A 14,329-nucleotide genomic window follows, 5' to 3' on the forward strand; every position below is an offset into this window, starting at 1 on the left:
ACCTTGGCACCCCCTGTTTCTATCTCCAGCCGGAGATATATCTGACCCTAAGAAGGATACTGTCGGTCAATGAAGACGCCCAATTTTTCTGCTTTTCACATTCGTAAATGGTATCTGCAAATGGAAGATACGCTGGCCACTGAGAACGGTGCGCCTGCTGATGGTGAGCCATTGCGCAAGTTTGTTCTTGCCGCCTGCCTCCACAATCCCTTTGCCGGGGAATATGTTGAGGACTTGTCTCCATTTATCGACCCTTCGCCGGACCTTGGGCGTGAGTTTGCCCGCCGCATTGAAAAAGCCGCTCAAGGTCATCAGATCGAAAGTTATGGTAAGGCCTGTTTGGTCGGTCTATCTGGTGAGTATGAGCATGGCAATGCTCTGTTGACCAATCCGGCTGCCAATCCGGTGCGTGACGGAATTGGGGGTGCAAAATCCTGGGTGCCGTCCACAGGAAAGCGCGGCGCACCAGGTACGATTATTGACGTTCCTTTGGCGCATAAGGATGCACTTTATGTGCGGTCTCACTATGACTCCGTCTCCGCGCAGTTCAATGATGGTCCCAATGCTGATGAAGTCATCATCATATGGGCATTTGCGACCCGGGGCCGACTACATGCACGATTGGGTGGCCTGGATGTTGCGGATGTTCAGGGCCAGGATGGCTTGGTCTGATCAGGATGGCTTGGTCAGACATGGGCAAATAGCCTGTTCTAACGAGCATGCGCCTGGTTCAAATTTATAAGTCTCGAAGTATTTAGGAGGAAACGATGTCGATTGGTCAAAAAGGCCATGATGTGCAAAACACAGGAGACGATCACTTTGTCGATATTAAGGGCATGCAATTCCACTATGTGACCTGGGGGGATCCCAGCCTGCCTGTTTTGATTTGTCTGCACGGTTTGCGTGGATATGCCAGAACCTTCGATATGATTGCCCACAAAATGCAGGACCGGTGCTACGTTGTTGCCTTGGATCAGCGCGGTCGGGGCGATACCGATTGGGACCCTGACCGCAACTATTATACAGACCAATATGTCTCCGATCTGGAGGCATTTATTGATGCCCTGAACTTCAAGCGGGTTCATCTGCTGGGGCATTCCATGGGGGGTGCAAATGCCCTTATGTATACAGGGCGTCATCCAGATCGCGTGGTGTCGCTGATCCTTGAAGACAGCGGGCCTGGTGCGGCAAATCCTGGAAGTGCCGGTGTTGCGCGCATTTTTGAAGAGTTGAAGAAAACACCAATGGCGTTTTCTAGCTGGGATGAAGCAGAGGCCTTTTGGCGCACGGCACGTCCGAATGTTAGTGACGCGGCGATTGCATCTCGTGTAAAAAACTCATTAAAGGAGTTGGAAGGCGAGTTGGTCTGGAAACACGATCAGGCGGGGATTGCTGCCTGTCGCATTTCTCCGGCGGACGGGCGCGGTGCACCAGATCTTTGGCCCAGTGTTGATCGGGTGGATTGTCCGGCTCTTATATTGCGGGGGGCAAAATCTGATTATCTTAAATTGGAGACGGCGACGGCGGTTTGTGAACGGAACGACCGGTTTGCCATGCACGAGATCGCGGCGGCGGGTCACTATGTGCATGACGATAACCTGACCGACTTTATGAAAGTAGTTGACCCATTTTTAGAAGAAAACGCCGGCAGGTAGGGACCCAGAATATGAAGCCGAGTTCAGCAAAAAAAGAAAATGAGAAAGTTGGGACCGTTCGGGAATTTGTTTTGACGACGGTGCGCAACGAAATCTTGACGGGGGGATTGGTGCCGGGTCAGCGTTTGGTTGAAGGCGACATGTGTACTCGGCTCGGTGTCAGCAGAACCTCTGTTCGGGAGGTTTTCCGTCAGTTGGAAGCGGAGCGATTGGTCAATATTGAACCCTATAAGGGACCCTCTGTCGCAAAGCTTACCTGGGCCGAGGCTGAGGAGATCTATACGGTCCGCGAATTGTTGGAAGGGGAGGCCGCAAGCCTTTTCGCCCAGAAGATAACCCCTGAAGAAACCACTGCAATGGAAGTCGCTCTGGCGCGTTTTAAGCATGCCGTGACGGAATCCTATGATCGCCGTGAACTACTGGACTCCACCAATGCATTCTATGACGTGATTTTAAACGGCTGCGGGAATGCGCTGCTGGCGGAGCTGCTGCGTGGCTTGCTGGCGCGCATCAATTTGCTGCGGTCACGGTCGATGTCTTTATCAGAACGCCCAAAGCAGAGCCTGGAAGAAATGGCTGCCATTCTTACTGCCCTAAAGACCGGCGATCCAGACCGTGCGCGCGGTGCCGCCGTTCAGCATATCCACAATGCCCGAGAATTTGCGCGTGATGCGATGGAAAAAAACAACAGGTAGTTTGATAAAGGTAGCAAAGTGCTTCAAAGATGTTGTTTCTTCTGTGACAGGGTATGTGGGAAGAGACGGTGGAAACACCTGGAATGCGGAAAATCTCCTAGCGCCATACCCAAAATCGAAGACCTAGAACTGTTGCTGCTAGACCGTTCTTGCATTTATAGTTGTAATAGGGGAGCAAAAACAATGAAAAGCCAAATCTGACAGAAATGGATTTGTTGGCAGGTGTTGTGCCTTCTAAATGCAAGAACTTTTCAAAAATGTAGATTGTTGGGCCACTCAATTGGCTTGGTTTGGTTGAATAGTCGCCACAAATCAGTGAATTTTCTTTCGCAACGGCTTTGGCTTGGCCAGACAATGGAAAACTGGGCGTGGCCAATCGTGAAACCAATAGATTGATTAATATTCTTAACTTGTGATTAGCAATGGCGGAGAGAGGGGGATTCGAATTGAGTTGATAATATATAAATTAAATCAAGTGGTTGTGTTATTGTAGGTTTAGGTTTTTACCACGCCTTCCAGCCTTTTGTACCATTATTCAATACATTTTGAATTTGCTCGCTTACAATAATATCAAGAATTTTCTCAGTTCTCTTTTCTTGTCCAGTCAGACAGGGGTGTTAGAAAGCTGTCATGGCTTGAGGTTAAAAGGTGGAAATCGGTGTTCTTTGTGAGTTTATGACGCTCCTAGATATCAGATCGCATTGCTTTTTAACCTGGAACTTTGTAAGGCCGGTAAAACAAATGCCTGTGTTGCAATGGCTTCTTTTACAGGGCCGCGCACCTCAACCAGACATGTATGTGCCGAACATCCTTGAGACAGCGAAGAGGTGCCAAGGTCCAGGGTTAAGACATTGGGGTTCCCATGACGCTCCAGTCCCGTTTCAGGATCAGGATCATACCAAGCCCCCGTCGATATACGCACGACACCGGGCATCACCTTGTGCGTTAAGATGTTTGACGTCAGCGCCTATGGGACAGACGTTAAGATTGGCACCTGTGGATTTGAACGCACGGGCATGCAGGTTAGCATTCAAGATGCCACTGGAACGGAATTGCCACCTGGTGAAGCCGGAGACATTTGCGTCTGTGGCCCGGCGGTCTTTGCAGGATATTACAATAATCCGGAAGCCAATCAGAAGGCGTTTAGGAACGGCTGGTTTGTCACCGGGGATATTGGGTATCAGGATGCCGAAGGGTTTCTGTACATTACGGGGCGTGCTTCAGATATGTACATCTCAGGTGGATCTAATGTTTACCCGAAGGAAATCGAGGAAAAGATACTAAACCATCCTTCCATCGTAGAAGTTGCGATCGTTGGAATGCCCGACCCAACCTGGGGCGAGTCAGGTGTCGCTGTATGTGTTTGCCGGCAGGGGTGTTCGCTTGAAGAGGCTGATCTGCTCGCTTGGCTCGAAAACAAAATTTCACGGTACAAAATGCCGAAGAAAGTCGTATTTTGGGATAGCTTACCAAAATCTGCATATGGAAAGATTACAAAGAAGGACGTTAAGGAAGCTTTATTGAAAGGTTTGCCAGATGATAATGGGTGATCACGCATAGGTTTTAGGATGTCTCGTGCGCACCAATCTTGGGCAGATAACGTCACTCTAGGGGGCTTAAACAAATCTGATACTCGTAAGCCATGGCATTATTATCTTAGTACACTCCGTCATGAGGGGGTATAGGACCGGCATTGCATGCAGATTTTCTTAAGAAGCTAGACCTTACTCAGGAGCTAGTCCGCGCGGTACCGTATATAGTATGGGTTTTTCAAGTATATAATCTCAAGTGACCGGAACCAAACCGTTACAAGTCCAGTCTCACGCACTTTCCAAAACATCATCGAATGCGCCAAAGAACGCAGATTTTTACATGGCGTGCGCTGTCTATTTTCTGAGCGATGCCGATTTTTTATGGTTGGAATTTATACAGTTTCTCGGTCGTTCGTCCTGAAAATTTTATATAAGTAGTTACAATAGTTATGATTACGACTTTGGCATATCTCTTGCGTCATTTTGTCCAGAGGAAGCTTCGAGAAGATTGCTTCCCAAACAAAATGAACAGGAAGGTTGGGATAAAGATGGGACAAGGTTTTGTGCGGCGGCTCCAGCGGGGCGCCATTGCTCTTAGTGTCATGACCCTTGGAATGATGGGGCATGCCGGTGCTGAAGACGGTGTCATTAAAATTGGCGCGCCTTTGGCTCTTTCGGGTGGCCTGGCGTCGGAAGGGGCCAAGCAAAAACTGGCCTATGATATGTGGCTTGAGCGGATCAATGCGCTGGGTGGTATTGATGTCGGTGGCGTGATGATGCCTGTCGAACTTATCACCTATGACTACCAGACCGATGGGAAACGGGCCGGGCAGTTGGCGGAAAAACTGATCATTGATGATAAAGTTGATTTCCTGACAGCCCCGTTTGGGTCAGGGCACACCAAGATAACGGCCGGTGTCGCAGAACGGTATGGCGTTCCTATTATTGCTGTGGCGTCCTCGGAGCCGGTGCATAATCAAGGGTACAAAAATCTGTTTGGTACATTGGCCCCATCCGGCGGTCTGATTGATGGTATGTTGGATCTCTTCACGGCGAAAAAGCCTGACCTGAAGAAAATGGCGATCTATGGCCGGGATGATGTCTTCCCGAAAATCATGGCGAGCCTGATGTCAAAAGCTGCCACGGCCCGAGGCATTGAGGTGGTCTACGAGGAGCTGTATCCTGTTGGAACCCTGGATCATTCCGCAGCGACGGTTGGTATGCGGGCGGCCAAGCCCGACTGGATTTATGTCACGGGGTATACCGGTGATTTGGTTCTCGTCCGCAAGCAAATGGAAGAGCAAGGCATCAATGCCCCGATCGTGACCATGATCACGGGCCCGGCCTATCGTGAATTTGTTGAGAACCTTGGTCCGTTGGCTGAAAATGTGACCAGTGCGACCTGGTGGCATTACTCCGCAGATTATTCTGGAGATGATGTGTTTGGGACGACACAGGCATTTTATGACGCGGTTGTTAAGGCCTCTGGCGAAGAACCCGATTATGTTCATGCCTCATCCGCTGCCGCGCTGATCGCCCTGCAGAAGGCAATTGAAACGGCCGGTACGTTGGATCGTGATGCTGTGCGAACCGCATTGCAGAACCTGGATATCGAAACATTCTATGGGCCGATCAGTTTCCGGGAAGATGGTCTGAATGATAACCGCAACTTGCCGATCATTCAGATTCAGGATGGCAAACCGGTAATTCTATCCCCGGCTAATCTGGCGACGGCAGAAATGCGTTTGAACCAATAACGCGGTATTTGGGAGCATGATGATGAGTGGATATCTGACCTCAGAAGAAGTGGCAGACTTCGAACGAGACGGCTACTTTTTGAAGCGGCGTGCTATCACGCAGGCCCATGCGAAGGATTGCCGCCGTCGTTTGGAAGCGATGGAGGAGACACTCCAGGAGGATTGTAATAAGCGCATGAAGATCAAAGCGCATATTGCCTCTCCCTGGATGGTTGATTTGGCGAGGAACCCGTTGATCCTGGATGCCGTTGAATCACTTCTGGGACCAGATATCTTACTCTTTGGATCATCAATGTTTGCGAAGGCGGCCCGCAGTGACAAGTTCGTCTCGTGGCATCAGGATTCAGCCTATTACGGCCTGACACCGAATGACTCTGTGACTGTTTGGTTGGCCTTCACCCCTAGCAATAAAGAGAACGGATGCCTTCGGGTGCTGCCGGGCTCTCATCTGGGGGAGGATTTTGAACATGATGAAACCTATGATCCCAAGAATCTGCTCGCTAAGGGTCAAACCATTCGCGGTGTCGATGATGACCAGGCCAAATACCTGGAATTAGACCCCGGTGAATTTTCCATGCATCATGTACGCACCGCGCATGGCAGCTTGGGGAATTACTCGGACGATCGTCGGATCGGACTGGCCTTCTTTTACATTGGGGCGCATGTTGGTTCGACTCTGGGCCGTCGCACGGCGCTGTGTGTGCGGGGACAAGACACATATGGGCATTGGGATGAAGATCCTTTACCCCGTTATGACCTCGACCCGCTCTCGCTCGATTTTCTGACCAGTATGTGGTCGAAGTATCAAAGCAAAGAGGTGCAGCAAGCGGCGAAAGCTGGTCGCCTTTAAACAGTCAGGTGGCGGGCGTCAGAACTCCCTGACCAACAGGTATTCCAGGGAAAATTAAAGAGGGCGGCTCGGCGTTATTCCGACCGCCCTTCTTTTTTTGGCATGGGTTTTTTCTTTGTCTTCTCTCGCTTCGAAAGATTGATTAATATTTAATCGGCTGTGTTTTTGGTGGTTAAAAATTAGACAAATTCAGGTGGTTGTTCCGAGCTATTTTTAAAAATGTAGTTACAATAGTTATAGTTACGACTTTGGCATGACCCTTGCTTATTTGAGCCCGGAACAGCTGTTTTCAAAAGGCTGTCTTGGGATTTTTTTGAACAGGAAGGATGTGGTGGACATGACTATGACACTCAAAAATGGATTGAAGATAGCGGGTTTGACCTTGGGCATTGCGATGGCGAGTGCTGCTGGGCCAGCCGTGGCTGCGGATGATGTGCTGGTCATTGGGGCGCCTTTGGCGCTGACCGGTGGTCTGGCCGATGAAGGTAAGAAGCAGCAGGATGTTTGGAAGCTGTGGCTGGACAAAATCAATGCTGCTGGCGGCATTGATGTCGACGGCAAGAAAATGCAGGTCAAATTCGTCGAGTATGATTATCAGACGGACGGAAAGCGCGCCGGGCAATTGGCCGAAAAACTGATTACCGATGACAATGTTGATGTTCTGATGGCGCCATTTGGCTCTGGTCATACGAAGATCATTGCGGCGGTTGCAGAACGGTATCAGGTCCCAATGCTGGCCTGTGTGGCATCCTCAGTGTCGGTCTATGACCAAGGCTTTAAGTATCTCTTTGGCACGCTTGCGCCAAACACCGGTATGACCGAATCCATGGTCGAATTTTTCAAGGAAAAAAAACCTGATCTGAAGACTGTGGCGATCTATGGCCGCGATGACGTGTTTCCGAAAGCTATGGCAAGTGCCTTAGCCGCATCTGCTGAATCTGGCGGTTTGGATGTTGTCTATAATGAGCTTTATGCCGTTGGGACAATGGATCACTCGGCTGCAGTCTCTGCCATTAAGTCGGAGAACCCGGACTGGGTGTACATGACGGGTTATACCCAGGATCTTATTTTGGGTCGTAAGCAGTTGTCGGATATGGGCGTAACGTCCCCGATCATCACGATGGTGACGGGCCCTGCCTATCGTGAATTCACCGAAGGTTTGGGCGACCTTGCGGATGGCGTGACCAGTTCGACCTGGTGGCACCATTCAACCGCCTACACCGATGCGGTGGGCCCATGGAGCACGACAGCTTCCTTCTATGCTGACTTTACCGCTGCTTATGAGTCCGATCCGGACTATGTTCATGCCTCCTGTGCTGCCGCTGCGGATGTTCTGGTGAGTGCCGTTCAGGCTGCTGGCTCAAAAGACAAGCAAGCGGTTCGGGATGCCTTGGCAGCCACCGACATCCTGACATTCTATGGCCCGATTGATTTCGGTGATAATGGGATGAATCAGGGGCGTGAAATGCCAATCATTCAGGTCCAGGGCGAAGAAATTAAAGTCCTGTATCCTGAATCGATCAAAAACGCTGATCTGAAAATGATCGACTAAAGCGCGCAATTTGCGGGACAGATTGGGGGCGGATTTTGGAGACAAAACCGTCCCCTCTCCGCAAAGGGCTAAATTTTCTTTCGCCACATAAGATCAGATCGGGACGTGCATTGTGGATATTCTTCAAATCCTCCTTAATGGTATTGTCTTGGGCTCGCTTTATGCCTGCATCGCGATTGGCTTTTCGTTGGTTTGGGGCGTGCTTAACATCATCAATATGCTGCATGGGTCTTTCATTATTCTCGGTGGCTACCTGACATACTTTGCGTGGCAGTATTCGGGGGTGAACCCCATTGTGGTCCTGCCGATCATTACGATCATTCTATTCGGCCTGGGCTATGGGCTGCAGTATTTCTTTATCAATAAGGTCGTTATGGCGCCGGTTCTGACCACCCTGACGCTGACCTTTGGTCTGGACATGATCCTCTATAACTTGATGACGGTGTTTTTCACGGCGACACCACGCCGTGTGACATTGGATTTAGGAACCTTGAATTTAGGCGACCTTTATCTGCCGGTGGATCGCTTGCTGGGAATGGGGTTGGCGCTGTTGTTGACTGGCATCCTGTTCTTGGTGATGCGGGCATCCAAGATTGGTCGTGCCATTGTCGCTGTACGCATGGATCGTCAGGCCGCCACATTGATGGGCATTCGCGTAAATCACGTCTATGCCATTACCTTTGGGATTGGGGCCTTGATGGCTGGGGCGGCCGGGGCGATTTTCTCTATGGTCTTTCCCATCACGACAAACCTGACTGGAACATTTCTTGGCAAAGCCTTTGTCATTTGCGTGATTGGCGGCTTGGGCAGTGTGCCCGGTGCGCTGATTGGCGGCATCGCGCTGGGGCTGATTGAAAGCATCGCCGGCTTCACGATCGGGCCGCAAAATGCGACGACAGTTGGCTTTCTCTTGATGTTGTTTCTGTTGATTGTGCGACCGACCGGTATTGCTGGTGTTAAGGGATACGAGTAATGAAACAGCTTTTATGCTTCGGCGCCTTTGCGTTGTGGGTGGCTATGATTGCCGCGACGCCGCTTCTCGCGGATAACTATACGATCCGGATCGCAATATCTGTTTCAATGTTTTCCGTCATGGCCGTCTCTTGGAACTTTATCGGCGGGTTCACGGGATATCCGTCCTTTTCAACGGCAGCCTTTTTTGGAATTGGTTGTTATGCAGGAGCCATTGCCCAGCGCAATGGGGTGCCGTTGGTGCTGGCCTGGTTGTTTGCAACACTCCTCGTTGCGGTTTTTGCAGCCTTGCTGGGGGCCATCATTCTGCGCCTGAAGGGTCACTATTTCGCCATTGGGTCCATTGCCATTGTTGAACTGACACGGTTGATTACATCGTCTTGGGGCAGTCTGACAGGTGGGGGCGACGGTCTGAATGTTCCATTGCTGCAGGGAAACCCGCAGGAGGTCGCTGGTCTTGTTCTGTATGTGATGCTTGGAATTCTGGTACTGGCATTCCTGACATCAGTTTATGTGGACAGGTCTCGTTTAGGGTTTGGTCTGAAATGCATCAGCCAGAACGAAGACGCGGCGAATATGGTTGGCGTGAACACGACAGCGTTCAAGATTGTTGCCTATACCTTGTCGGCTGTGTTTTGCGGCGCTGTCGGGGCGGTTTATGCCTCCTGGGTTGGTTATATCGATCCCACGGACAGTTTTTCCATCTTGCTGACCTTAAAGGTGCCGGTAATGGTCCTCCTTGGCGGCGCTGGAACCTTGTTGGGTCCCGTCCTGGGCACGGGTGTTTTCATTCTGTTGGAAGAGGTTTTCTGGGCAAACTTCCTGCAATGGAACCGTGCGATCCTGGGCGGCATTATTGTCTTCCTGATTTTCTTCCTGCCCAACGGTTTGTTGAAAATTCAGTATCTTGAGCTTTATGCCGCGATTTTGAAAAGGCTTCCCACGCGGTCTCAAAAACCAGGAGAAGGTTCATGACTGAGATCCTCAGACTGGAGAATGTCGGTAAGCAGTTCGGCGGCATCCACGCGGTTAATGATGTATCTTTCAGCCTCGTTGAAGGTGAAATTATTGGGCTGATAGGGCCCAATGGGGCGGGAAAGACCACCTTGGTCAACTTGATTACCGGGGTTCATCCGCTGTCATCGGGAAAAGTGATTTTTGCCGGTGAAGATGTCAGCCGCCAGCAGGCCTTTCAGGCCGCAAGACGGGGCCTGGCACGGACATTTCAGATCGTCCAACCCTTTCCCAAAATGACGGTATTGGAGAATGTTGCGGCCGGGGCCTTGTTTGGGGGCGGATCCACCTCTGTGCAGGAGGCAATGGAGCTTGCACGCAAAGAATTGGAATTCGTTGGCCTGGACCATGTGGCCGATACGGCGGCATCCTCTCTTGCTTTACCAAACCGCAAGCGTCTGGAACTGGCAAAGAGCCTAGCCATGCGCCCGAAAGTTCTGTTGCTGGATGAGGTGAATGCGGGCCTTAACGCCACTGAAATCGATGGGGCGCTGGATTTGATCCGTAAGATCGCCGCCCGAGGCGTCACAATTCTGATCATCGAGCATTTGATGAAGGTCGTGCTTTCGATCTCTCAACGGATTCTGGTTTTACACCATGGGGAATTGATTGCCCAAGGGGATCCAAGAACGGTTATTGAGGACCCTCAAGTTGTTGAAGCCTATCTGGGGTCCAAATTTGCAGCGCGAGTCAAAGCGGAGTCTCATCATGCCTGAATCTTTTCTAGAGATTAATGGAATAGAGGCGGGTTACGGCGACGTGCGGGTTCTCTGGGATATCTCCCTTTCCGTTGAGAAGGGAGAGATCGCCTGTATCGTAGGCTCTAACGGTGCGGGGAAAACCACGCTGCTCAATACAATTTCAGGCATCGTGAAGCCAACGGCGGGCAGCATTAAGCTTGACGGGCAGGAATTGGTTGGCTGTTTGCCCGATGCTGTTTTGAAGACAGGGATCGCCCATGTTCCAGAAGGGCGGCGCTTGTTTAAGGGCCTGTCAGTTCAGGACAACCTGATGCTGGGCGCCTATCTGCGCGATGACCGTGAATCCATTCGCGAAGACCTTTCCTTTGTCTATGACCTGTTTCCGATTCTAAAGGAACGCTCCACCCAGGATGCGACAACGATGTCTGGTGGAGAGCAGCAAATGTGCGCGATCGGTCGTGGTATCATGTCAAAGCCACGGCTTTTGATGATCGATGAACTCTCACTGGGGCTGGCACCGCGATTGGTTGACCGTTTGGGGGATACGCTGTTGGAAATTAACAAGTCGGGCCTGACCATCTTGTTGGTGGAGCAGGATGTCATGACCGCGTTTGAAATTGCGAAACGCGCTTTTGTGATTGAGACCGGGCGTGTGTCGATTTCGGGTTCCACGGCGGAACTGGGCAATGATCCCAAAATCAAAGAAGCCTATATGGGAATCTAACCCGCCTCGAGTTAGCAGGTTCTGAAAGGCCCATGTTATTGGGCTGTTGTGTCGATTGTTTCGGGAATGGGGAACCAGCCGTCTGCCTGATGTTCAAACAGCGGTGCGGCGATCACACTTTTGACCAGGGCGGATGATCCATGGAACTCTTGCTCCAGGGTGGTTTTCCACAAAACACCTTGGCGCATCGCAACCAGAATGCCGATGACTTCGCAATCCTGACGGTGCAGCAGTCTCAAGACAGAGAGGATTGTGGACCCGCTGGAGATTGCATCATCCACAATGATCACACGCTTTTTATTCAGGCGAGGCAGGATATTGGGATCGAGATATATTTTTTTGCTGCGGTCGGGGCTAGTGATTGAATAGACCGGTTCGGACAGGTCATCTGAGTACCAGAATTTCCGGGAATAGCCTAAAGGAATAAAATGGGAATGCCCCAGTTTTTCAGCAATCATGGGCGCAAAGGCCAGGCCAAGGGTGGGCAGGCCCACGATCTGGTCTGGATTGATTGATTTTGCAATATCGGCCATCGCGTCTGTCAGTGCGCTGATGACGGAGAAGCTGGCTTGATTTGCGATCAGGGAGGCAACGGCGCGGTCGCCCTCTGGCAGTTTACGCAGCGGCAACAACAAGGCCCGCTTGTCTGGCATGAGGGCTGGATAGCCATAGCGATACGGTGCGGCCTGCACGGCTTTCGGATCACCAGCCGGTATCAGGTCTTGCCAGAATGTGGTTGTTGGAATGATAAAATCTGACTTTGGTGATGGCGTTGAGCTCATGGAATACACTCTTTTCAGAATTCGGTGATGTGATGGACAATGGTGATGGCGAATGGTGCCCGGTAGCATCCCTTGCGGATTTGTCTCCCGACACGCCGCTAGAAGTGATCGTCGAAGATACTGTTGTCATCCTGCTGAAGGTGGACGGAGAGGTCGTCGCGTATCAAGGATTGTGCCCGCATCAATTTGCCAGACTGGCCCAGGGTTATGTCGCGGCAGGATCGATCCATTGTCCCCAGCATAAGGCGTGTTTTGATCTTCGCGATGGGGTTTGTGGGCCCGGCTGGATGTTGCCCGCCTTGCGCCAATACACTCTCCGGGTTGATGCGGCAGGAACCGTTGCGTTGGCCTCTCCTCTGTCCACAAAGCGCCCCTCTATCTGACAATCACTCAATCCTCGGGCCAGGGGGAAACGCCCCGTCCAATCAGACCAGCTTTGCCGGTGCTCTCGACCATACCCAGATTGATCCCTAGGCAGGTTCGCGGGCGGGTCAGATCCAGTCCTACATGAACGCTTTGGTCGGAAAGCGCGGGATGCGGCCCGATAAAAGGGGCATGTGCGGCTGGTGTGAAATAATCTGGATGTACATGGTCGCGGTAGGACTCCGCCAGGCTGGGCGTTGTCCGCAGGCAAGCCGCGCCAAAGCCTAGTGCGTCGATCACGGCACTGTCGCCGATTGCGGGTAGCGCGCTGGCGAATTCCTGTCCGTTAAATTTTGGTCCAATCGGGGGCAGCGCGGGACGCGTGATCCAGGCCTCAGGATCCGACGCTACCTTATACCCCATATTCTGGCCATTTCCGCCACAGGCGACCAGCATATTGCTTTCTGCAACACCGGCCCCAGCACCGATCATCAGCGCACTGCTGGCCATAATTATATTCAGGGCAAACTGGTTTGCCTTGTCCAGATAGGACGCGGCCTCATCCTCTAATGACTCCGGGAAAATGTCTCGTATTTGGGCCTGCGTGGCGGCAACTTGGCCGTGAAGGTCATCGCCATGCCGTAAGGCATAGTCCAGTATTGGTAGCAATGGAACCGCATCCGTTAGCGCCGCTGCCAATGTTGCGCCAATAGGATCCGTCAGTCGGCGCAGCAGGGCAAGGCCGTCTGGATGTCCGTTGCCCAGCCGCAATGCATAGGGCAATGGGCCATCATTTAAGGGCGAAACGCGCTTGTTCTGGGGACTGGTACGGTCGGTCACCTCAACGCAGAAGACACTTGGACCAACGATGAAGGCCAGGGGCGTTACCACCCCAAAATCTTGCGCGGGGCGCAGTTGCAATTGGCCGGACCGCAAATGGGTGAGCATTTCCGATTCAGATTCTGCCCAGCCTTCCAGTTGCGCCGTCGCCGTGATGGCATTGCGCATGGGGGCCGGTAGGTCCGACAGATCAGCGAAAGGGGGACCGGCATGCAGCAGAGTCCGGTCCGGGAGGCTTGGCACCAGTTCTTTTAGCCGTGCGATACGGGTCAGCATCGGCACGACGGCGATTAGCTTTTTATAGGATTTTTGTGTGGCTGCAGAAGAATGAGACACAATTAGGCTCCTGAAATGATTGACGCGATCTGGCTGTTGTCAGCTTGTGGGGCTGTTTGCGTCGATGATTTGCGTCATCATCTCGATCAACCGAACACGGTCTTGTGGGGCCAGTGCCTCGATGGTGCGCTCATGGGCGCGCTTTGCCCGCTCATCCAGAATGGCCAGCATTTCCTTGCCGTCATCGGTCAGCGTGGTCAGGCGAATGCGACGATCGCTGGACGACACGCGCCGTTTGATAAGCCCCCGTTTTTTTAGGCGATCAAGGATATCGGTCATGTTGGTTTTGTCGATCGCGACCGCATTGGCCAGGGTCGTTTGGTCGACAGCGCCAGTTTGTTGCAGGGCGGATAAAACGGAATACATCACCGGTGTGATGTTTTGATCCCCGCATTCCAGTGCGAAAAGCGCTGTATGGATTTGATGCAGGCGTCGAATTAAAACACCGGGTCTGGACGTAAGTGAGCCATCCCGCCAAGGATCTGTTGAACTTTTCTGATTGTCATTGGGTTGCATTTTTTGAACCAATTGAAATGTCATTGTTATAAATTTCCCC

At 51.7% G+C, this 14,329-nt stretch carries 16 protein-coding genes; 12 read left to right on the plus strand and 4 right to left on the minus strand.

Annotated features, from left to right (window positions below):
• Positions 1-69: 69 nt before the first annotated feature.
• The 3 genes from ACOSDM_RS00220 to ACOSDM_RS00230 all read left to right on the plus strand — a co-directional run bounded on the left by ACOSDM_RS00220 (position 70) and on the right by ACOSDM_RS00230 (position 2,350).
• Positions 70-672 (plus strand): amino acid synthesis family protein, encoded by a 603-nt coding sequence (locus tag ACOSDM_RS00220; RefSeq protein WP_420722447.1) that lies wholly within the window; start codon positions 70-72, stop codon positions 670-672.
• A 95-nt stretch (positions 673-767) separates the two neighbouring features.
• Positions 768-1,655 (plus strand): alpha/beta fold hydrolase, encoded by an 888-nt coding sequence (locus ACOSDM_RS00225; RefSeq protein ID WP_420722448.1) that lies wholly within the window; start codon positions 768-770, stop codon positions 1,653-1,655.
• Positions 1,656-1,666: 11 nt separating this feature from the next.
• Complete coding sequence (locus ACOSDM_RS00230) at positions 1,667-2,350, plus strand: GntR family transcriptional regulator (protein ID WP_420722449.1); 684 nt, start codon at positions 1,667-1,669, stop codon at positions 2,348-2,350.
• Between the two features lie 691 nt (positions 2,351-3,041).
• Here ACOSDM_RS00230 and ACOSDM_RS00235 read toward each other — a convergent pair.
• Entirely contained in the window at positions 3,042-3,272 is a 231-nt protein-coding gene (locus ACOSDM_RS00235; protein ID WP_420722450.1) for a hypothetical protein, read from the minus strand.
• A gap of 28 nt (positions 3,273-3,300) precedes the next feature.
• Between ACOSDM_RS00235 and ACOSDM_RS00240 the strand changes: the two genes are divergently transcribed.
• The 8 genes from ACOSDM_RS00240 to ACOSDM_RS00275 all read left to right on the plus strand — a co-directional run bounded on the left by ACOSDM_RS00240 (position 3,301) and on the right by ACOSDM_RS00275 (position 11,452).
• Entirely contained in the window at positions 3,301-3,900 is a 600-nt protein-coding gene (locus tag ACOSDM_RS00240; protein ID WP_420722451.1) for an AMP-binding enzyme, read from the plus strand.
• 530 nt (positions 3,901-4,430) lie between these two features.
• Entirely contained in the window at positions 4,431-5,639 is a 1,209-nt protein-coding gene (locus tag ACOSDM_RS00245; protein ID WP_420722452.1) for an amino acid ABC transporter substrate-binding protein, read from the plus strand.
• Positions 5,640-5,655: 16 nt separating this feature from the next.
• Positions 5,656-6,489: a phytanoyl-CoA dioxygenase family protein gene (locus ACOSDM_RS00250; protein WP_420722453.1), complete on the plus strand. Its 834-nt coding sequence runs from the start codon at positions 5,656-5,658 to the stop codon at positions 6,487-6,489.
• A 337-nt stretch (positions 6,490-6,826) separates the two neighbouring features.
• Positions 6,827-8,041 (plus strand): amino acid ABC transporter substrate-binding protein, encoded by a 1,215-nt coding sequence (locus tag ACOSDM_RS00255; RefSeq protein WP_420722454.1) that lies wholly within the window; start codon positions 6,827-6,829, stop codon positions 8,039-8,041.
• 112 nt (positions 8,042-8,153) lie between these two features.
• Positions 8,154-9,014 carry a branched-chain amino acid ABC transporter permease gene (locus ACOSDM_RS00260; protein ID WP_420722455.1) on the plus strand — a complete coding sequence of 287 codons (861 nt, stop codon included), beginning with the start codon at positions 8,154-8,156 and terminating at the stop codon, positions 9,012-9,014.
• The gene (locus ACOSDM_RS00265; RefSeq protein ID WP_420722456.1) at positions 9,014-9,988 is read left to right on the plus strand and encodes a branched-chain amino acid ABC transporter permease; all 975 of its coding nucleotides are present in this window, start codon (positions 9,014-9,016) and stop codon (positions 9,986-9,988) included. Before ACOSDM_RS00260 ends, ACOSDM_RS00265 begins: the two co-directional genes overlap by 1 nt.
• Complete coding sequence (locus ACOSDM_RS00270; protein WP_420722457.1) at positions 9,985-10,743, plus strand: ABC transporter ATP-binding protein; 759 nt, start codon at positions 9,985-9,987, stop codon at positions 10,741-10,743. The genes ACOSDM_RS00265 and ACOSDM_RS00270 overlap by 4 nt, the downstream gene beginning before the upstream one ends.
• Positions 10,736-11,452, plus strand: coding sequence for an ABC transporter ATP-binding protein (locus ACOSDM_RS00275; RefSeq protein WP_420722458.1), 717 nt, complete (start codon positions 10,736-10,738; stop codon positions 11,450-11,452). Before ACOSDM_RS00270 ends, ACOSDM_RS00275 begins: the two co-directional genes overlap by 8 nt.
• 35 nt (positions 11,453-11,487) lie before the next feature.
• Here ACOSDM_RS00275 and ACOSDM_RS00280 read toward each other — a convergent pair whose 3' ends face one another.
• On the minus strand, positions 11,488-12,234 hold the full coding sequence (locus tag ACOSDM_RS00280) for a phosphoribosyltransferase (protein ID WP_420722459.1): 747 nt from the start codon (positions 12,232-12,234) through the stop codon (positions 11,488-11,490).
• On the opposite strand from ACOSDM_RS00280, the gene ACOSDM_RS00285 reads away from it, so the two are divergent.
• A complete protein-coding gene (locus tag ACOSDM_RS00285) occupies positions 12,225-12,617 on the plus strand; it encodes a Rieske (2Fe-2S) protein (protein ID WP_420722460.1) in 393 nt (130 codons plus the stop codon). The genes ACOSDM_RS00280 and ACOSDM_RS00285 overlap by 10 nt on opposite strands.
• 7 nt (positions 12,618-12,624) lie before the next feature.
• Here the strand turns inward: ACOSDM_RS00285 and ACOSDM_RS00290 are convergent, their stop codons facing one another.
• The gene (locus tag ACOSDM_RS00290) at positions 12,625-13,773 is read right to left on the minus strand and encodes a DUF1116 domain-containing protein (protein WP_420722461.1); all 1,149 of its coding nucleotides are present in this window, start codon (positions 13,771-13,773) and stop codon (positions 12,625-12,627) included.
• A 39-nt stretch (positions 13,774-13,812) separates the two neighbouring features.
• A complete protein-coding gene (locus tag ACOSDM_RS00295; RefSeq protein ID WP_420722462.1) occupies positions 13,813-14,313 on the minus strand; it encodes a MarR family winged helix-turn-helix transcriptional regulator in 501 nt (166 codons plus the stop codon).
• Between the last annotated feature and the right edge of the window lie 16 nt (positions 14,314-14,329).

It is taken from the genome of Hwanghaeella sp. LZ110 (genome assembly GCF_048892525.1).
Lineage (GTDB): Bacteria > Pseudomonadota > Alphaproteobacteria > UBA8366 > Aestuariispiraceae > Pacificispira.

Excerpts from the sequence above, each read along its gene's own strand:
- ACOSDM_RS00220 (WP_420722447.1), top strand. The coding sequence starts at position 70 with ATGAAGACGCCCAATTTTTCTGCTTTTCACATTCGTAAATGGTATCTG.
- ACOSDM_RS00225 (WP_420722448.1), top strand. The coding sequence starts at position 768 with ATGTCGATTGGTCAAAAAGGCCATGATGTGCAAAACACAGGAGACGAT.
- ACOSDM_RS00230 (WP_420722449.1), top strand. The coding sequence starts at position 1,667 with ATGAAGCCGAGTTCAGCAAAAAAAGAAAATGAGAAAGTTGGGACCGTT.
- ACOSDM_RS00240 (WP_420722451.1), top strand. The coding sequence starts at position 3,301 with ATGTTTGACGTCAGCGCCTATGGGACAGACGTTAAGATTGGCACCTGT.
- ACOSDM_RS00245 (WP_420722452.1), top strand. The coding sequence starts at position 4,431 with ATGGGACAAGGTTTTGTGCGGCGGCTCCAGCGGGGCGCCATTGCTCTT.
- ACOSDM_RS00250 (WP_420722453.1), top strand. The coding sequence starts at position 5,656 with ATGATGATGAGTGGATATCTGACCTCAGAAGAAGTGGCAGACTTCGAA.
- ACOSDM_RS00255 (WP_420722454.1), top strand. The coding sequence starts at position 6,827 with ATGACTATGACACTCAAAAATGGATTGAAGATAGCGGGTTTGACCTTG.
- ACOSDM_RS00265 (WP_420722456.1), top strand. The coding sequence starts at position 9,014 with ATGAAACAGCTTTTATGCTTCGGCGCCTTTGCGTTGTGGGTGGCTATG.
- ACOSDM_RS00270 (WP_420722457.1), top strand. The coding sequence starts at position 9,985 with ATGACTGAGATCCTCAGACTGGAGAATGTCGGTAAGCAGTTCGGCGGC.
- ACOSDM_RS00275 (WP_420722458.1), top strand. The coding sequence starts at position 10,736 with ATGCCTGAATCTTTTCTAGAGATTAATGGAATAGAGGCGGGTTACGGC.
- ACOSDM_RS00280 (WP_420722459.1), bottom strand. The coding sequence starts at position 12,234 with ATGAGCTCAACGCCATCACCAAAGTCAGATTTTATCATTCCAACAACC.
- ACOSDM_RS00295 (WP_420722462.1), bottom strand. The coding sequence starts at position 14,313 with ATGACATTTCAATTGGTTCAAAAAATGCAACCCAATGACAATCAGAAA.